The sequence below is a fragment of the Pseudomonas sp. W2I6 genome, from assembly GCF_030815935.1.
In the GTDB taxonomy this organism is placed as follows: domain Bacteria; phylum Pseudomonadota; class Gammaproteobacteria; order Pseudomonadales; family Pseudomonadaceae; genus Aquipseudomonas.
This window is the reverse complement of record NZ_JAUSXJ010000001.1, coordinates 1460471-1475834: the sequence shown is the minus strand read 5'-3', so window position 1 is coordinate 1475834 and position 15364 is coordinate 1460471. Positions and strand designations below refer to the sequence as shown.

Genomic DNA, 15364 nt, shown 5'->3' with positions numbered 1-15364 from the left:
AGATCCGTTACGACTAGCGAAATTGCGCGAGGAACCGCAAGTCGTTGTCGAAGAACAGACGCAAGTCGTTCACGCCGTAACGCAGCATGGCCAGACGCTCAACGCCCATGCCGAAGGCAAAGCCCGAGAATTCTTCCGGATCGATCCCGGACATGCGCAGCACGTTGGGGTGAACCATGCCGCAACCCATCACTTCCAGCCAGCCGGTCTGTTTGCAGACGCGGCAGCCTTTACCGCTGCACATCACGCATTCCATATCGACTTCAGCGGATGGCTCGGTGAACGGGAAGAATGAAGGACGGAAACGTACCGCCAGCTCCTTCTCGAAGAACACCCGCAGGAATTCTTCGATGGTGCCTTTGAGGTCGGCGAAGTTGATGTCGCGATCAACCAGCAGGCCTTCGACCTGGTGGAACATCGGCGAGTGGGTGATATCGGAGTCGCTGCGATACACACGGCCTGGGCAGACGATGCGGATCGGCGGCTTCTGCGATTCCATGGTGCGGACCTGTACCGGCGAGGTATGGGTGCGCAGCAGCATGTTCGCGTTGAAATAGAAGGTGTCATGCATCGACCGGGCCGGGTGGTGGCCTGGGATGTTGAGCGCCTCGAAGTTGTGATAGTCGTCTTCGACCTCAGGGCCTTCGGCAATGCCGTAGCCGATGTGGGTGAAGAACTGCTCGATACGTTCCAGAGTCCGGGTAATCGGATGCAGGCCGCCCGAGGTCTGGCCACGGCCAGGCAGGGTCACGTCAATGGATTCGGCGGCGAGCTTGGCCGCAAGATCAGCCTCCTCGAGCGACGCCTTGCGCGCATTGAGAACCTCTGTAACACGCTCCTTGGCCACGTTGATCAGCGCACCGACTTGCGGACGCTCTTCAGCCGGCAAATTCCCCAGGGTCTTCATCACCTGAGTCAATTCACCCTTTTTGCCAAGGTAGTGAACCCGGATTTGCTCCAGGGCATTGATATCTTCTGCGCTTTGCACAGCCTCTAGTGCTTGAGAGACCAGCGCATCCAGGTTTTCCATGTACAGACTCCAGATACAAAATAGGGGAAGAGCTTGAAGGCTCTTCCCCTATTTAAGACGTTTAACACCGTGGGCCGCGGAAGCGACCCAGGGTGACTGTCGGGGGTACTTAAGCCAAGGTGGCTTTAGCTTTCTCGACAATCGCAGCAAACGCCGCTTTTTCGTTCACTGCCAGATCAGCCAGAACCTTACGGTCGATCTCGATGGACGCTTTTTTCAGGCCAGCGATGAAACGGCTGTAGGACAGACCGTTAACACGTGCACCAGCGTTGATACGAGCGATCCACAGAGCGCGGAACTGACGTTTTTTCTGACGACGGTCACGGTAGGCGTATTGGCCAGCCTTGATAACCGCTTGCTTGGCAACACGGAATACGCGTGAACGCGCGCCGTAGTAGCCTTTAGCAAGTTTCAGAATTTTCTTGTGGCGCTTACGCGCCATGACGCCACGCTTTACACGAGCCATGAGTTACTTCCTCTATTCTTGACTAAAATTAACGAAGGCGCAGCATGCGCTCGACTTTTGCCACGTCAGACGGATGCAGCAAGCTGCTACCGCGCAGTTGACGCTTACGCTTGGTCGACATTTTAGTCAGGATGTGGCTCTTGAAAGCGTGCTTGTGCTTGATACCGTTAGCAGTTTTCAGAAACCGCTTAGCAGCACCACTTTTAGTTTTCATCTTTGGCATGTTCGGTACTCCGCATTCAGTTGATAAACATAATCAGAAGGCCTGCCGTGCCCTATTGATTACTTCTTCTTTTTCGGGGCGATGACCATAATAAGCTGGCGTCCTTCCATCTTAGGATGCTGTTCGACCGAACCGTACTCGAGCAGGTCAGCTTCAACCCGCTTGAGGAGTTCCATCCCCAGCTCCTGGTGGGCCATCTCACGGCCGCGGAATCGCAAGGATACCTTGGCCCTGTCCCCATCACTCAGGAAACGTACCAGGTTGCGCAGTTTTACCTGGTAATCCCCTTCCTCCGTCCCTGGACGAAACTTGATTTCTTTTACTTGAATCTGCTTCTGGTTCTTCTTCGCCGCGGCAATCTGCTTCTTCTTCTCGAAGATCGACTTGCCGTAGTCCATCACCCGGCAAACGGGTGGGATTGCGTCGGCGGAGATTTCCACCAGGTCCAATTTGGACTCTTCAGCAATACGAAGCGCTTCATCAATCGAGACGATGCCAATCTGCTCGCCGTCAGCGCCAATTAACCGAACCTCGCGTGCCGAGATATTCTCGTTGATCGGGGCTTTCGGTGCAGCTCGTTTATCTTGTCTCATTTCACGCTTAATAATAATTACTCCGAATCTGGGCGACCACGCCGGGAAACCGCTTGCGCGAGGAACTCAGCGAACTGGGCGACGGGCATCGAGCCCAGGTCAGCACCTTCACGAGTACGCACAGCGACAGTCTGCATCTCGACTTCCCGATCTCCGATAACCAAAAGATAGGGAACCTTGAGCAAAGTATGCTCGCGGATTTTAAAGCCGATCTTTTCATTTCTCAAGTCGGACTTGGCACGAAATCCGCTTTCATTGAGAGTTTTTTCAACTTCAGCGGCAAAATCTGCCTGTTTATCAGTGATATTCATGATCACTGCCTGGGTCGGAGCCAGCCACGCAGGGAATGCACCCTCGTAGTGCTCGATCAGGATCCCGACGAACCGTTCGAACGAGCCGAGGATCGCCCGGTGCAGCATAACCGGGTGCTTACGGCTGTTGTCTTCGGAGACGTATTCGGCTCCCAGACGGATCGGCAGGTTAAAATCGAGCTGCAGGGTACCACACTGCCAGACGCGACCAAGGCAATCTTTCAGCGAGAACTCGATCTTCGGACCGTAGAACGCGCCCTCGCCCGGCTGCAAGTCGTATGCAAGCCCCGCACTGTCCAGCGCTGCGCCCAGTGCAGCTTCGGCGCGATCCCACAGTTCGTCGGAACCGACGCGTTTTTCCGGACGAGTGGACAGCTTCATCTCGACTTCGGTGAAACCGAAATCGCGGTACACGTCCATGGTCAGCTTGATGAATGCAGCGGATTCGGCCTGCATCTGCTCTTCGGTGCAGAAGATGTGGGCGTCATCCTGAGTGAAGCCGCGCACGCGCATGATGCCGTGCAGTGCACCCGATGGCTCGTTACGGTGGCAGGCACCGAACTCGGCCAGGCGCATCGGCAACTCGCGGTAGCTCTTCAGACCCTGGTTGAACACCTGTACGTGGCACGGGCAGTTCATCGGCTTGATGGCGTAGTCGCGGTTTTCCGACTGGGTGGTAAACATGTTGTCGGCGTAGTTGGCCCAGTGCCCGGATTTCTCCCACAGGCTGCGGTCAACGACTTGCGGCGTCTTGATCTCAAGGTAGCCATTGTCGCGCTGAACCTTGCGCATGTACTGCTCGAGCACCTGGTACAGGGTCCAGCCGTTCGGGTGCCAGAACACCATGCCCGGCGCTTCTTCCTGGAGGTGGAACAGGTTCAGGCGCTTGCCGATCTTGCGATGGTCGCGTTTTTCGGCTTCTTCGATGCGCTGGATGTAGGCCGCCAGCTGCTTCTTGTCAGCCCAGGCAGTGCCGTAGATCCGCTGCAGTTGTTCGTTCTTCGCGTCGCCGCGCCAGTAGGCACCGGACAACTTGGTCAGCTTGAACGACTTGAGGAAGCGTGTGTTCGGCACGTGCGGGCCACGGCACATGTCGACATATTCTTCGTGGTAATACAGGCCCATGGCCTGCTCGTCCGGCATGTCTTCCACCAGGCGCAGCTTGTAGTCTTCGCCGCGGGCGGTGAACACGTCGATCACTTCGGCACGCGGAGTGACTTTCTTGATGACGTCGTAATCTTTTTCGATCAGCGCGTGCATGCGCTGTTCGATAGCCGCCAGGTCGTCCGGGGTGAAAGGACGCTCGTAGGCGATGTCGTAATAGAAGCCTTCGTCGATGACCGGGCCGATGACCATCTTCGCGGTTGGGTACAGCTGCTTGACCGCATGGCCAATCAGGTGCGCGCAAGAGTGGCGAATGATCTCCAGCCCCTCTTGATCCTTGGGCGTGATGATTTGCAGGCTGGCATCGCCGGTGATCAGGTCGCTGGCGTCAACCAGCTTGCCGTCGACCTTGCCGGCCACGGTGGCCTTGGCCAGGCCGGCACCAATGGATGCAGCGACCTCGGCTACGGAAACCGAATGATCGAATGAACGTTGACTGCCGTCGGGAAGAGTAATAGTTGGCATGGCGCCTCCTCTCCTAGTGGTGACCCCTACCAAAGGTCACGTGGGTTGGGATGAGCCAGTACAAGATCCAATACCAGGCCGTTCAGTGATGAACGCCTGCCTTACAGCGGCAGGAGCCTTTCGGCCAACCGATAATCGAACCAGAGTGACTGGAGTTAAACAAAAAAGACCTTGGCAAGGCGGCATAGGGCGCGCCGGAAAATAGCCAAGCGGAAGATGCTAGCACAGATGAACGGTCATGGCGCCGAAGCCGCTTCACGAAACGAAAATTCCCGGCTTTTAAGGGCAAAAGTGAACTTGAACTGTACGGCAACCCTCAAACACACCGAGAATCGCCGTTCGTCCACGACTCCAGGAGCATTTGATTATGCGTTTTACCTCGACTTTCGCCCTTGCTGCATCCCTGACGCTCATGTCCCTGGGTGCGCACGCCGCAGCCCCGTCGAACTGGCCTGCCGGTGCGCGGGACAGCTTCATCAAGGATTGCAGCGCAGCCGCCCAGCAAAGTGTTGATGCCAAAACCGCCAAAGACCACTGTGAATGTGGCGCGGACAAAATCAATGCCGAATTGAGCAGTGCCGAAATCAAGGAACTCATGACCAACCAGAACGCAGATCCTGCGCTCAAGACCAAAGCTGTGACGGCTATTTCGTCCTGCAAAGTCGTGAAGAAAAAGTAATTTTTACACCCTGCCAGACCGGCTGAAGGACCAGAAATCGCCATGAAAACTGCCATTTCTCACAAATTACGCAGCTTTTACGGCTTTTTTTAACAGCTGATATTTCGCCTGAAAGCCCCGTAGATCGGGACTTTCAGCCAACCAAGGCATGAAACACAACGCGATTGATTAGCAAACAATGCCTTGGGGGGGCTCCCAAGCCGAACATTTCGACTATGATAGCTCGGTGTGCCCAGTTGGCCTGAGCAGCACAGCACTACTGAAAATATATGTTTCTTGGAGATACACCATGTCTAATCGCCAAACCGGCACCGTTAAATGGTTCAACGATGAAAAAGGCTTCGGCTTCATCACTCCTCAAGGTGGCGGTGACGACCTGTTCGTACACTTCAAAGCTATCGAAAGCGACGGTTTCAAAAGCCTGAAAGAAGGCCAAACCGTTTCCTTCGTGGCTGAGAAAGGCCAAAAGGGTATGCAAGCTGCACAGGTTCGCCCAGAGTAATCTGCGCCGAACTAAAAAAACCCCGTCCATGTGACGGGGTTTTTTATGGCCTGGAGAAAAGCGCTGGAGCAATCAGCCGCAATTGACCCGATTGATCACAAGGTTGTCATCGGTATTGAGGTTCAGGCGATCGGAGCGGTATTCCAGCGTGACCATGTCATCTGGCTTGAGAATGCGTGCGTTCTGCGCTCCGGCGCGGCTACGGGCCTGTTCCAGCAATTGTGGCGAAGCTTTCTGGCCGATTGCGAACTCGGCAGCCTTCGCCTCACAGCGGCTATGACCAGCATCGGTCACGGCAGTGTCTTTGGCTGGCTCAGAGGTACCCGGGGTGCTGCAACCCGACAAGGCGAGCGCAGCCAACAAAGTACCGAATGATGCGAGCTTCCAAGGCATGAAGCCTCCTTTGAGAAAAAATGGACAGAGATCGTGCGACCGTGGTTTGGCCGATTGGTTTCAGAATTGTCACAATTGGCTGTGGGCCAGTCTGCCTGAGTCGACACCGGGCGCTGGCGAATCAATCGTCACCAGATATGAACGCACTCAGTAGATGTCGATGTAATCAAACGGCGGCGTTGGCCAGTTCTGCTTGAGCGCGTTGAAAATCTGCATCACCCACACCTCGTCGCTGGCTGCGACGTTGCCGACATACCCCGAACCCGCCGCCCAGGTCTCCAGGCGGAACAGAAGGCCGTCGATATCGACGCCACCCACCACGCCCGAAGAAATGTAGGCAATGCCGGCCTTGGTAACGCGCAATTGGGTGTGAACGTTGTCACTGGCGGACGCAAGCAGCTGCCGCACAGCGTCCAGCGTCAGGTTGTCGGGGTTGTTCAAGTCGATCTGCACGCGGTTTGCCCTGGCAATTAAACAGGCGGACAGTGTCGCACAGCCCTCCCCTCATGCCTAAGTAGCAGTGCCAAACACGGCGCAAAATGGTTAACTCCACACGCAGAACGCACTAACCGCCTTTCAGCCTCGCGAGACACCCATGACCATCGTCACGATCCACGCCGACATCAAAGCCAAGTGGCCCCACGGGCAAAGCTCCTACAGCCCGGGCAGCCCGGAGGAGTTGGCAATCATCGGTATCGACCTGCTGGTCAAGGAACTGGGCACACAGGCCGCGCAGGCATTCATCGGCCAGGTATTCGAGAAATACCCGGCCGATCACATGGGGGCGCCAGACCCCGAGCGCGAATAAGACCCGGCCGACGAACGTCGACCGGCAGGCTGTTTACTTCAGGCGACCAAGGCGTTCGGTCAGCAGATCGAAGAAGCCCTGGGCATCGCCATTTTCAACCCAGAACGCGTTCTTCGGTTGTTTCAGGCCATCGTACCAGTCGACGATGGTCTGGCCGAAGGTCGGGCCTTCACGGCTGTCCACCACCACGTTGACCTCACGGCCGCTGAACAGCGCAGGCTTGAGCAGGTAGGCAATGACGGTAGCGTCATGCACCGGGCCGCCCGGGATGCCGTAGTGCTCCATGTCGCCCTTGACGTATTCATTGAGAATATCGCCCACCACCTTGCTCGCGTTGTTGTTCAGCGCAGCGATTTGCTTCAGGCGTGCGTCGCTGGTCAGGACCTTGTGGGTCACGTCCAACGGCAGGTAGGTCAGCTTGACGCCGCTCTTGAGCACGATCTCGGCCGCGATCGGGTCGGCGAACAGGTTGAACTCGGCCACCGGCGTGATATTGCCGCCGTTGAAGTGCGCGCCGCCCATCACCACCACTTCCTTGATGCCTTGAGTGATCTCCGGCGCCTGGGTCAATGCCAGCGCCAGGTTGGTCTGCGGACCGAGCATGGCGATGGTGATGCTGTGGGGCTTGGCGGTGCTGAGGGTCTTGATCAGGTAATCAACGGCATTGCCTTCGGCCAGGCCTTTTTTCGGCTCATGCACGGTGACGCCGGAGATACCTTCCTTGCCATGGATGTTTTCAGCGTAGATCGGCGTGCGCAGCATCGGTTTCGGTGCACCGGCATATACCGGGATGTCCTCGCGCCCTGCCCATTCGCGGGCCAGGCGTGCGTTGCGGGAGGTCTTGTCGAGGCGCACGTTCCCGGCAACGGTGGTCAGCGCGCGGATCTGCAGTTCATCGGGCGAAGCCATGGCGAACAGCAAGGCAACCACGTCGTCGGCACCGGGATCGGTGTCGATGATCAGGTCGATCTTTTCCGCCGCGTGGGCGCTTGCAGCAGTTAGCACGGACAAAAGCAGCACACTCCGGAACAGGTGTCGCAGGGTTTGGGTACCACGTTGCATGACGCACTCCTTGTCGTTGGGGAATTCTAGAACGTTACGCCGGAAACCAGCGCGATATTGCAGTAGGGCTGGCACTCGCCGGTGCGCACCACCGCCCTCGCCTTGCGGCTGAGCTGCTTGAACTCTTCATGGCTGACCAGGCGGCGCTCGCCGAGGGCGGCCTGTTCGGCCAGGGTATTGAGATCCGCCAGGGCCGGCGGTTGCTTGAGCAGGATTTCTTCCGCGAGCACGTGGCTTTCCACCTGCATCTCGCTGAGGACGATGCGCAAGGTACTGACGAAATCCGGAATGCCTTTGGTCAGCGCCAGGTCGATCAGCTCGACACCCGGCGGCACCGGCAAGCCGGCATCACCGATCACCAGAATGTCGCCATGGCCAAGGGATGCGATCACCCGCGACAGCGCGATATTGAGCAAGGGAGTCTTTTTCATGAGGGCACAAAACCTTGGACGTCATGCAATGTGGGAATAGAGGGTTGCGCACCCGCGCGGGTCACGGACAGCGCGGCGGCTACCTGGCCGAAACGAATGGCCTCGGCCTCGCTCCTGCCGTTGGCCAGCGCGGCTGCGAAACCGCCGACGAAGGTGTCACCGGCAGCCGTGGTATCGACCGCCTTGACCTTGGGCGCGACCAGGTGCTCGAAGCCTTGGCCATCGGCAAACAACGCGCCTTCGGAGCCGAGGGTAATGATCACTTTGCCAGCACCGGCCTTGATCAGGCGTGTGGCGGCGGCCTTGGCGCTGTCCAGCGAGTCGACCACCACGCCGCTCAAGGCCGAGGCTTCGCTTTCATTGGGAATCAGGTAGTCGATGGCGGCGTACCAATCCTCGGGCAGCGGACCACTGGCCGGCGCCGGGTTCAGGATCACCGTCTTGCCCAGCTCGCGACCGCGCTTGAGGGCATGGCCGACAGTCTCCATCGGCGTTTCCAGCTGGCAGACAATCACGTCGGCAGCCTGCAGCACACTGTCAAATGCCTGTAATTTGGCTGGGGTCAGCTCGCCATTGCTACCGGCGACAATAACGATCGCATTCTGGCTGCTGTCATCCACCACGATCAGCGCCACGCCGCTGGAACCGTCGACGGTGCTGACGGCCTGGCAATCAATGCCCTCCACCAGCAACGCGTCGCGCAATTGCGCGCCATAGGCATCGGTGCCCACGCAGCCGACCATGGCGACCTCAGCCCCGAGGCGCGCCGAAGCGACCGCCTGGTTCGCGCCCTTGCCGCCGGGAACGGTGGAAAACGATTGGCCGATCAGGGTCTCACCGGCGCGGGGCAGCCGGCTGGCCCGGGTGACCAGGTCCATGTTCAGGCTGCCTATTACCACTACTTTTGCTGGCATACATCAGTACTCATCAATTCGGTTCAGCGGTATTGGGCAAACACACCGGCCAACGGCGCCGTCGACTCGCGCAGGACAATACTCGGCGTCACGATGCGCTGATCGATCGGCAATTGGGGTGTCGCAATTCGTCGCAGTAAAAGCTCGGCCGCCATCTCTCCCAACTGCAGGATCGACTGGCCCACGGTGGTCAGCGCCGGGTACACGTACTGGCTCATCTGGATATCATCAAACCCGATCACCGACAGCTCACCGGGCACCCGGATATTACGTTCGGCAGCGGCGCGCAAGACGCCGAAGCCAATCATGTCGTTGCCGGCAAAAATCGCGCTGGGGGGATTATCCGCCAGCAATTGCGCCGCGGCCGCGTAACCACCGGTACTGGTGAAATCACTTTCCAGCACACGGCCGGCCGGCACTTCGAGCCCCGCCTCGGCCAAGGCGCGGTAGTAGCCCGCCATCCGCATTTGCGCCACGCGGGTATGACTCGGGCCACCAATGCAGGCAATGTCGCGATGCCCCAGATCGAGCAAGTGCCGGGTCGCCAGGTAAGCGCCCTGTTCATGGTCGATGCGCACCAGGTCGACATCGATCCCGTCCAGTGCACGGTCGACGATGACCATCGGCGTGCGCACCGCCTTGAGGCCTGTCGCCAGGCCGCTGTCGTCGCCGCCCACCGAGGTCACGATCAAGCCGTCGATGCGTTTTTCCAGCAGCACCCTCAGGTAGCTGCGCTGCTTTTCGGCATTATCGTCGGAGTTGCAGAGGATCACGCAATAGCCGTTACGCTCGCAGTAATCCTCGATGCCCCGGGCCAGTTCCGCAAAATACGGGTTGAGGCTGTTGGGCACCAACAGGCCGATGGTGGCTGTGGTCTTGGCCTTCAGCGAGCGCGCGACCGCACTGGGTACATAGTCGAGCTGCTTGATGGCCGCCTCGACCTTGATCCGTACCGGCTCGCTGACCGGGCGCGTCTTGTTCACCACATGAGACACCGTGGTGTAGGAAATCCCCGCCAGCGCGGCCACATCCTTGATCGTTGCCATGGCTCAGGCTCGCCGACTGGCGCGCTGGCTGCGGTAAGTATCGAGCACCACCGCGATCACGATCACGGCACCGGTGATGATACGTTTGGTCGGCTCGGTGGCGCCAATCTGCGCCAGCCCTGCCGCCAGTACCGAGATGATCAGCACGCCGAAGAAGGTACTGATGACCGAGCCACGCCCGCCCATCAGGCTGGTGCCACCGATCACTACCGCAGCGATCACTTGCAGCTCCAGGCCGGAACCGGCGTTGGGATCGGCCGCTTCCAGGCGCGAAATCTGGAACAGCGCCGCCACACCCGCCAGCAGGCCCATCAGGCTGAACACCAGGATCTTGTAGGGCTTGGGATTGATACCCGCCAGGCGCACGGCCTCTTCGTTGGTGCCAATGCCGATCAGGTAGCGACCGAACACGGTACGGGTCAGCACCAGCTGCGCGGCGATGATCACCAGCAACGCGATGATGAACGAAGGTGAAATGCCGAAGGCCACCGGGTTGGACAGCCAGGCAAACGAATCACCGATGTATGCGGTACGCGAGCCGGTCATCTGGTACGCCACGCCGCGCGCCATTTCCAGCACGCCGAGGGACACGATGAATGACGGGATCCGCCAGGCCACTGTGATCGAACCGGTAATGGTCCCGGCCAACGCGGCGCAGCCCATGCCCAGCACGGCTGCCGGCAACACACTCCAGCCCCAGCCGAGAATCGCCACACTGACGGCCGATGCGGCCAGGGCCAGCACGGAGCCTACCGACAGGTCGATGCCGCCGATGATCAGCACGAAGGTCATGCCGACTGCCAACACCATCAGGTCGGGAATCTGGTTGGCCAGGGTGCTGAAGGTGTCGTACGAGAGGAAGTGGTCGCTCAGGAACGAGAACAGCGCAATCATCGCCAGCAAGGCGCCGGCCAGGCCCAGGTAGGTGCCCAGGCCATAGAAGTTGCCGCCACGTTTTGCGGGGGAGGAAGTGGTTTTCATGGGGTATTCCTAGGCGCTGCGTCGTTGAGCAGCGCATCACGTTTCTGATAGCCGGCAAAAGCAGCGGCAAGCAATTCGTCCTGGGTCCAGCTGTCGCGCTCGAAGGTCTCGATCAGGCGCCCGGCGGAAAGTACGCCGATGCGGTCGCAGATCAGCATCAACTCACGCAGGTCGCTGGACACCACCACCAGCGCCTTGCCCTGGCGGGTCAGGTCGCCGAGCAACGCATAGATATCGAATTTGGCGCCGACGTCGATGCCTCGGGTCGGTTCATCGAACAGCATCACCGCGCAATCGCGCTCCAGCCAGCGGCCAATCACCACCTTCTGCTGGTTGCCACCCGACAGCTCGGACACCAGCTGCGCCGGACTGGAACTGCGGATACGCATGGCGTCGACCTGGCGCTTGGCCAAGGCCGTTTCGTCACGACTGTTCACCAGGCCACCGCTGGACACCTTCGGCATGTTGCCCAAGGCAATGTTGGCGCCGATGGATTGGGTCAGCAGCAAGCCTTCGCCCTTGCGGTCTTCGGTGATCAGGGCGATGCCATGGCCAACCGCGTCGACGGGCGAGCGAATGCTGACGACTTGCGCAGGTGTGCCCAGGGCCACGGTGCCGCTGTCGGCCAGGTCGGCGCCGAAGATCAGGCGCAGCAACTCCGTACGGCCCGCACCGATCAGGCCGGAGATGCCGTAGATTTCGCCGGCACGCACTTCAAACGACACGTCGCGGACCTTGTCCGAGCGGGTCAGGCCTTTTACCGTCAACAGCGGCGCGCCGATGGTGCGCGGGCCCAGGTCGATTTTCTCGCCCAGTTCGCGGCCCACCATCAGCGTGACCAGTTGCTCACTGTTGTAGTTGGCCATCGGCTCGACACACACCAGCTTGCCGTCGCGCAGCACCGCAATGCGCTGGGCAACCCGGGCCAGTTCTTCGAGCCGGTGGGAAATATAGATAATCGCCACGCCCCGGGCCTGCAGGCGGGTGATTTGTTCGAACAGCAGCTCGACTTCACGGGCGGTCAGCATCGCCGTAGGTTCATCGAGGATCAGTACGTGGCAGTCGCCAATCAGGTTGCGGGCGATCTCGACCATCTGTTGGTGGCCGATGCCGAGGCTGCCGACCAGGGTGTCCGGGTCGATAGCGTCCAGGCCGACCTGGGCCATGGCTTCAATGGCGGCCTTGCGCAGTTGCTTGCGGCTGATCCAGCCACCGTGGCTGGGCAGGTTATCGAGGAACAGGTTTTCAGCGACCGTCAGGGTTGGCAGCAGGTTAAGCTCCTGCATGACCATGCGGATGCCCTGCTCTTCAGCCTGGGTCCGGCTGCCTGGCGTGTAGGCCTGGCCATTGAACTGCATCTGGCCGTCGGTCGGGGTGACCAGCCCGCCGATGATTTTCGACAGGGTGCTTTTCCCCGCGCCATTCTCACCGGTAAGCGCCAACACTTCCCCACGATTGAGCGTCAGGGTGATGTCGGACAGAACCGGTTGGGCATAGGTCTTGCCGATACCGCTGACCGAGAGGACAGCGTTCGGTGCGGAAGATGACATAGGAACGTCTCCAGGCGTCCGCTCGGGTGAGCGGACGCTGTTTTGTGCTGCCGGGGAATTACTTCTTGAGGATGAGTTCGACCGGGGTTTCGATCATGCCATCCACGGCATCGACTTTTTCACCCTTGACCAGCTTCAGAGCGTTCTGGATACCGAAAACGGCTTGCTGGGCAGCAGCCTGGTCGGCGGTGGCCAGGACACGGCCGTCCTGCAGCATCGGCTTGATGGCCTCGATGTTGTCGTAGCCTACGACAAGCACCTTGCCAGCCTTGCCGGCGCCACGTACGGCGGATACTGCGCCCAGTGCCATGTTGTCGTTACCGGCCAGCAGCGCCTTGATGTTCGGGTTTGCCTGGAGCATGGCAGCGGCAATCGCGTTGCCCTTGTCGATTTCCCACTCACCGGATTGGGTGGAGACGATCTTCATGCCGGCGGCATCCATCGCGTCCTTGAAGCCAGCGGTACGCTGCTGGGCGTTGGTGGTGGTGGACACACCTTCGATGATGCCAACCTGGTCACCCTTGGTGAGGTGCTTGGCCAGTTCTTCACCGACCAGGCGCGCGCCCTTGCGGTTGTCTGGACCTACGAACGGGATATCAAGGTTTTTGCTTTTCAGTACATCCACATCCAGACGGTTGTCGATGTTGACGACCTTGATGCCTTTGTCAGAGGCCTTTTTCAGCACGGTGACCAGGGCTTTCGAGTCGGCGGGAGCAATGACGATCGCGTCAACCTTGGACAGGATCATCTGATTGACGATATCGATCTGAGCACTGGTATCGGTTTCGTTCTTGATCCCGTTGGTGATCATGTCGAAGTCGGCGGCGTGGGCTTTCTGGTATTCCTTGGCACCGTCCTGCATGGTGACGAAGAATTCGTTGGCGAGGGATTTCATGACCAGGCCGACCTTGGGTTTGGCGGCGGTCTCGGCAGCAAATGCAGAGGAAAGAGGCAGGGCAGCGGATGCGGCAGCAAGCACAGCGACAGCAAGAAGACGTCCAGCAAATGGCAGCTTCATGGGTTCACTCCGATCTTATGATTATTGTGAGCAACGCTTGCACCGAAGAACGCTTCGGCAGCCAACCCACCCGGGCGGCTGATACGAGCTTTCACGACACTCGAGGAGCACCCCGTGAAACATCTCGCAAACGTTTGCGTTAGGTCAAACTATGAGAAGCTTGTCGAAATTTGTCAACGGGAGAAAACAGCCTTTTGGTGAATCCTCTTTGCGCCCTGCCCTCGAAGCCATCCGGTACCCCCTTTAAACATCCGCGTTGCTGGATCGTTCTCTGAAACGACAGGTCGCGGCGTGCCTCCTGCGTTTAAAACCAAACTTTTCCGTCATCCTTTTCGGACAACCGAACACCCGCGCACCGCTTTGTTCGGAAAGCCGGACAGAAGACCAAGCCATTTACTTAAAAATCAAACAAATATAGATATAAATCAATAGGTTAAATTCTATTGCCAAACAAAATCCCGCTGGTACAAATCCTGCTCTTACTCAGCACCTCGTGGCGTTCAGAACCGCCCGGGTGTTTCTAGATGAACCTGCATCAGCACTCATCAAAACTAGAGAGAAGAATAATGAAATCTGCGTTGAAAACTTTCGTACCGGGTGCGTTAGCCCTCCTGCTGTTGTTCCCCGTTGCCGCTCAGGCAAAAGAAGCTGAAACCCAGCAAAAACTGTCCAACGTGGTGATCCTTGCCACCGGCGGCACCATCGCCGGCGCCGGCGCCAGCGCGGCCAACAGTGCGACCTACCAGGCCGCCAAGGTCGGCATCGAACAATTGATCGCCGGTGTTCCTGAGCTTAGCCAGATCGCCAATGTCCGCGGCGAACAAGTATTGCAAATTGCCTCCGAAAGCATCACCAACGAAAACCTCCTGCAACTGGGTCGTCGTGTCGCCGAACTGGCCGACAGCAAGGACGTCGACGGCATCGTGATCACCCACGGTACCGACACCCTGGAGGAGACTGCCTACTTCCTCAACCTGGTGGAAAAGACCGACAAGCCAATCGTCGTGGTCGGCTCGATGCGCCCAGGCACCGCCATGTCGGCTGATGGCATGCTCAACCTGTACAACGCCGTTGCCGTCGCCGGCAGCAAGGACGCCCGCGGCAAAGGCGTACTGGTGACCATGAACGACGAGATCCAGTCGGGTCGCGACGTCAGCAAGATGATCAACATCAAGACTGAAGCGTTCAAGAGCCCATGGGGCCCGCTGGGCATGGTGGTTGAAGGCAAATCCTACTGGTTCCGCCTGCCAGCCAAGCGTCACACCATGAACTCGGAATTCGACATCAAGACCATCAAAAGCCTGCCGGACGTCGAAATCGCCTATTCCTATGGCAACGTAAGCGACACCGCCTACAAGGCCCTGGCCCAGGCCGGCGCGAAAGCCATCATCCATGCCGGTACCGGCAATGGTTCGGTGTCGTCCAAGGTGGTGCCTGCCCTGCAGGAACTGCGCAAGCAAGGCGTACAGATCATTCGCTCTTCCCACGTGAATGCCGGTGGTTTCGTTCTGCGTAACGCCGAACAACCAGACGACAAATACGACTGGGTAGTTGCCCATGACCTGAACCCGCAGAAAGCCCGCATCCTGGCCATGGTCGCCCTGACCAAGACCCAGGACAGCAAGGAACTGCAACGGATGTTCTGGGAATATTGATCGCTCCCGGGCCCGGCCGGCAACGGTTGGGCCATCCCGCTCGTGGCGTACCGCGAGCGGGTCTGATTTCCCC

18 protein-coding genes are annotated in these 15364 nt (G+C 58.9%); 4 read left to right on the top strand and 14 right to left on the bottom strand.

The genetic code is table 11. The features are described from left to right. Positions 1-13: 13 nt before the first annotated feature. The 5 genes from pheS to thrS form a co-directional block, all read right to left on the bottom strand. Complete coding sequence (pheS, locus tag QF039_RS07100; RefSeq protein WP_003219939.1) at positions 14-1030, bottom strand: phenylalanine--tRNA ligase subunit alpha; 1017 nt, start codon at positions 1028-1030, stop codon at positions 14-16. 109 nt (positions 1031-1139) lie between these two features. After that, the gene (gene rplT, locus QF039_RS07095; RefSeq protein WP_003219940.1) at positions 1140-1496 is read right to left on the bottom strand and encodes a 50S ribosomal protein L20; all 357 of its coding nucleotides are present in this window, start codon (positions 1494-1496) and stop codon (positions 1140-1142) included. Between the two features lie 28 nt (positions 1497-1524). Then, a complete protein-coding gene (gene rpmI / locus QF039_RS07090; RefSeq protein WP_002553160.1) occupies positions 1525-1719 on the bottom strand; it encodes a 50S ribosomal protein L35 in 195 nt (64 codons plus the stop codon). A 59-nt stretch (positions 1720-1778) separates the two neighbouring features. Beyond that, positions 1779-2330 carry a translation initiation factor IF-3 gene (gene infC / locus QF039_RS07085; RefSeq protein WP_169875357.1) on the bottom strand — a complete coding sequence of 184 codons (552 nt, stop codon included), beginning with the start codon at positions 2328-2330 and terminating at the stop codon, positions 1779-1781. Next, positions 2330-4252 (bottom strand): threonine--tRNA ligase, encoded by a 1923-nt coding sequence (gene thrS, locus QF039_RS07080; RefSeq protein WP_307517209.1) that lies wholly within the window; start codon positions 4250-4252, stop codon positions 2330-2332. Before thrS ends, infC begins: the two co-directional genes overlap by 1 nt. A 364-nt stretch (positions 4253-4616) precedes the next feature. Here thrS and QF039_RS07075 point away from each other — a divergent pair, with 364 nt between their 5' ends. Together QF039_RS07075 and QF039_RS07070 are read left to right on the top strand one after the other, a co-directional pair. Beyond that, on the top strand, positions 4617-4931 hold the full coding sequence (locus QF039_RS07075) for a hypothetical protein (RefSeq protein WP_080673250.1): 315 nt from the start codon (positions 4617-4619) through the stop codon (positions 4929-4931). 289 nt (positions 4932-5220) lie between these two features. Continuing rightward, positions 5221-5433 (top strand): cold-shock protein, encoded by a 213-nt coding sequence (locus tag QF039_RS07070; RefSeq protein ID WP_003179963.1) that lies wholly within the window; start codon positions 5221-5223, stop codon positions 5431-5433. Positions 5434-5505: 72 nt separating this feature from the next. Here QF039_RS07070 and QF039_RS07065 read toward each other — a convergent pair whose 3' ends face one another. Together QF039_RS07065 and QF039_RS07060 are read right to left on the bottom strand one after the other, a co-directional pair. Beyond that, positions 5506-5826 carry an I78 family peptidase inhibitor gene (locus QF039_RS07065; RefSeq protein ID WP_008438688.1) on the bottom strand — a complete coding sequence of 107 codons (321 nt, stop codon included), beginning with the start codon at positions 5824-5826 and terminating at the stop codon, positions 5506-5508. Positions 5827-5973: 147 nt separating this feature from the next. After that, a complete protein-coding gene (locus QF039_RS07060) occupies positions 5974-6279 on the bottom strand; it encodes a hypothetical protein (protein WP_008438689.1) in 306 nt (101 codons plus the stop codon). A gap of 142 nt (positions 6280-6421) precedes the next feature. On the opposite strand from QF039_RS07060, the gene QF039_RS07055 reads away from it, so the two are divergent. Next, entirely contained in the window at positions 6422-6634 is a 213-nt protein-coding gene (locus tag QF039_RS07055; protein ID WP_003219951.1) for a hypothetical protein, read from the top strand. A 33-nt stretch (positions 6635-6667) separates the two neighbouring features. On the opposite strand, the gene QF039_RS07050 is transcribed toward QF039_RS07055, so the two are convergent. Genes QF039_RS07050 through QF039_RS07020 form a run of 7 tightly spaced genes read right to left on the bottom strand, consistent with a single transcriptional unit; the run spans position 6668 to position 13636 of the window. Then, positions 6668-7696, bottom strand: coding sequence for a nucleoside hydrolase (locus QF039_RS07050; protein WP_003219953.1), 1029 nt, complete (start codon positions 7694-7696; stop codon positions 6668-6670). A 26-nt stretch (positions 7697-7722) separates the two neighbouring features. After that, a complete protein-coding gene (gene rbsD / locus QF039_RS07045; RefSeq protein ID WP_177028847.1) occupies positions 7723-8127 on the bottom strand; it encodes a D-ribose pyranase in 405 nt (134 codons plus the stop codon). Further along, complete coding sequence (gene rbsK / locus QF039_RS07040; RefSeq protein WP_008438691.1) at positions 8124-9041, bottom strand: ribokinase; 918 nt, start codon at positions 9039-9041, stop codon at positions 8124-8126. Before rbsK ends, rbsD begins: the two co-directional genes overlap by 4 nt. Positions 9042-9064: 23 nt before the next feature. Beyond that, positions 9065-10087: a LacI family DNA-binding transcriptional regulator gene (locus QF039_RS07035; RefSeq protein ID WP_003219958.1), complete on the bottom strand. Its 1023-nt coding sequence runs from the start codon at positions 10085-10087 to the stop codon at positions 9065-9067. A gap of 3 nt (positions 10088-10090) precedes the next feature. Continuing rightward, the gene (locus tag QF039_RS07030) at positions 10091-11068 is read right to left on the bottom strand and encodes an ABC transporter permease (protein WP_003219960.1); all 978 of its coding nucleotides are present in this window, start codon (positions 11066-11068) and stop codon (positions 10091-10093) included. Continuing rightward, on the bottom strand, positions 11065-12618 hold the full coding sequence (locus QF039_RS07025; RefSeq protein WP_307517208.1) for a sugar ABC transporter ATP-binding protein: 1554 nt from the start codon (positions 12616-12618) through the stop codon (positions 11065-11067). Before QF039_RS07025 ends, QF039_RS07030 begins: the two co-directional genes overlap by 4 nt. A gap of 58 nt (positions 12619-12676) precedes the next feature. Beyond that, positions 12677-13636 (bottom strand): sugar ABC transporter substrate-binding protein, encoded by a 960-nt coding sequence (locus QF039_RS07020; RefSeq protein ID WP_177009393.1) that lies wholly within the window; start codon positions 13634-13636, stop codon positions 12677-12679. A gap of 566 nt (positions 13637-14202) precedes the next feature. Here QF039_RS07020 and QF039_RS07015 point away from each other — a divergent pair. Beyond that, positions 14203-15291 (top strand): asparaginase, encoded by a 1089-nt coding sequence (locus QF039_RS07015; protein WP_003219965.1) that lies wholly within the window; start codon positions 14203-14205, stop codon positions 15289-15291. Positions 15292-15364 lie beyond the last annotated feature (73 nt).

Bases quoted from the DNA above. Each gene is read 5' to 3' on its own strand.
- pheS (WP_003219939.1), bottom strand. From the start codon at position 1,030: ATGGAAAACCTGGATGCGCTGGTCTCTCAAGCACTAGAGGCTGTGCAA.
- rplT (WP_003219940.1), bottom strand. From the start codon at position 1,496: ATGGCTCGTGTAAAGCGTGGCGTCATGGCGCGTAAGCGCCACAAGAAA.
- rpmI (WP_002553160.1), bottom strand. From the start codon at position 1,719: ATGCCAAAGATGAAAACTAAAAGTGGTGCTGCTAAGCGGTTTCTGAAA.
- thrS (WP_307517209.1), bottom strand. From the start codon at position 4,252: ATGCCAACTATTACTCTTCCCGACGGCAGTCAACGTTCATTCGATCAT.
- QF039_RS07070 (WP_003179963.1), top strand. From the start codon at position 5,221: ATGTCTAATCGCCAAACCGGCACCGTTAAATGGTTCAACGATGAAAAA.
- QF039_RS07065 (WP_008438688.1), bottom strand. From the start codon at position 5,826: ATGCCTTGGAAGCTCGCATCATTCGGTACTTTGTTGGCTGCGCTCGCC.
- QF039_RS07055 (WP_003219951.1), top strand. From the start codon at position 6,422: ATGACCATCGTCACGATCCACGCCGACATCAAAGCCAAGTGGCCCCAC.
- QF039_RS07050 (WP_003219953.1), bottom strand. From the start codon at position 7,696: ATGCAACGTGGTACCCAAACCCTGCGACACCTGTTCCGGAGTGTGCTG.
- rbsD (WP_177028847.1), bottom strand. From the start codon at position 8,127: ATGAAAAAGACTCCCTTGCTCAATATCGCGCTGTCGCGGGTGATCGCA.
- rbsK (WP_008438691.1), bottom strand. From the start codon at position 9,041: ATGCCAGCAAAAGTAGTGGTAATAGGCAGCCTGAACATGGACCTGGTC.
- QF039_RS07035 (WP_003219958.1), bottom strand. From the start codon at position 10,087: ATGGCAACGATCAAGGATGTGGCCGCGCTGGCGGGGATTTCCTACACC.
- QF039_RS07030 (WP_003219960.1), bottom strand. From the start codon at position 11,068: ATGAAAACCACTTCCTCCCCCGCAAAACGTGGCGGCAACTTCTATGGC.
- QF039_RS07025 (WP_307517208.1), bottom strand. From the start codon at position 12,618: ATGTCATCTTCCGCACCGAACGCTGTCCTCTCGGTCAGCGGTATCGGC.
- QF039_RS07020 (WP_177009393.1), bottom strand. From the start codon at position 13,636: ATGAAGCTGCCATTTGCTGGACGTCTTCTTGCTGTCGCTGTGCTTGCT.
- QF039_RS07015 (WP_003219965.1), top strand. From the start codon at position 14,203: ATGAAATCTGCGTTGAAAACTTTCGTACCGGGTGCGTTAGCCCTCCTG.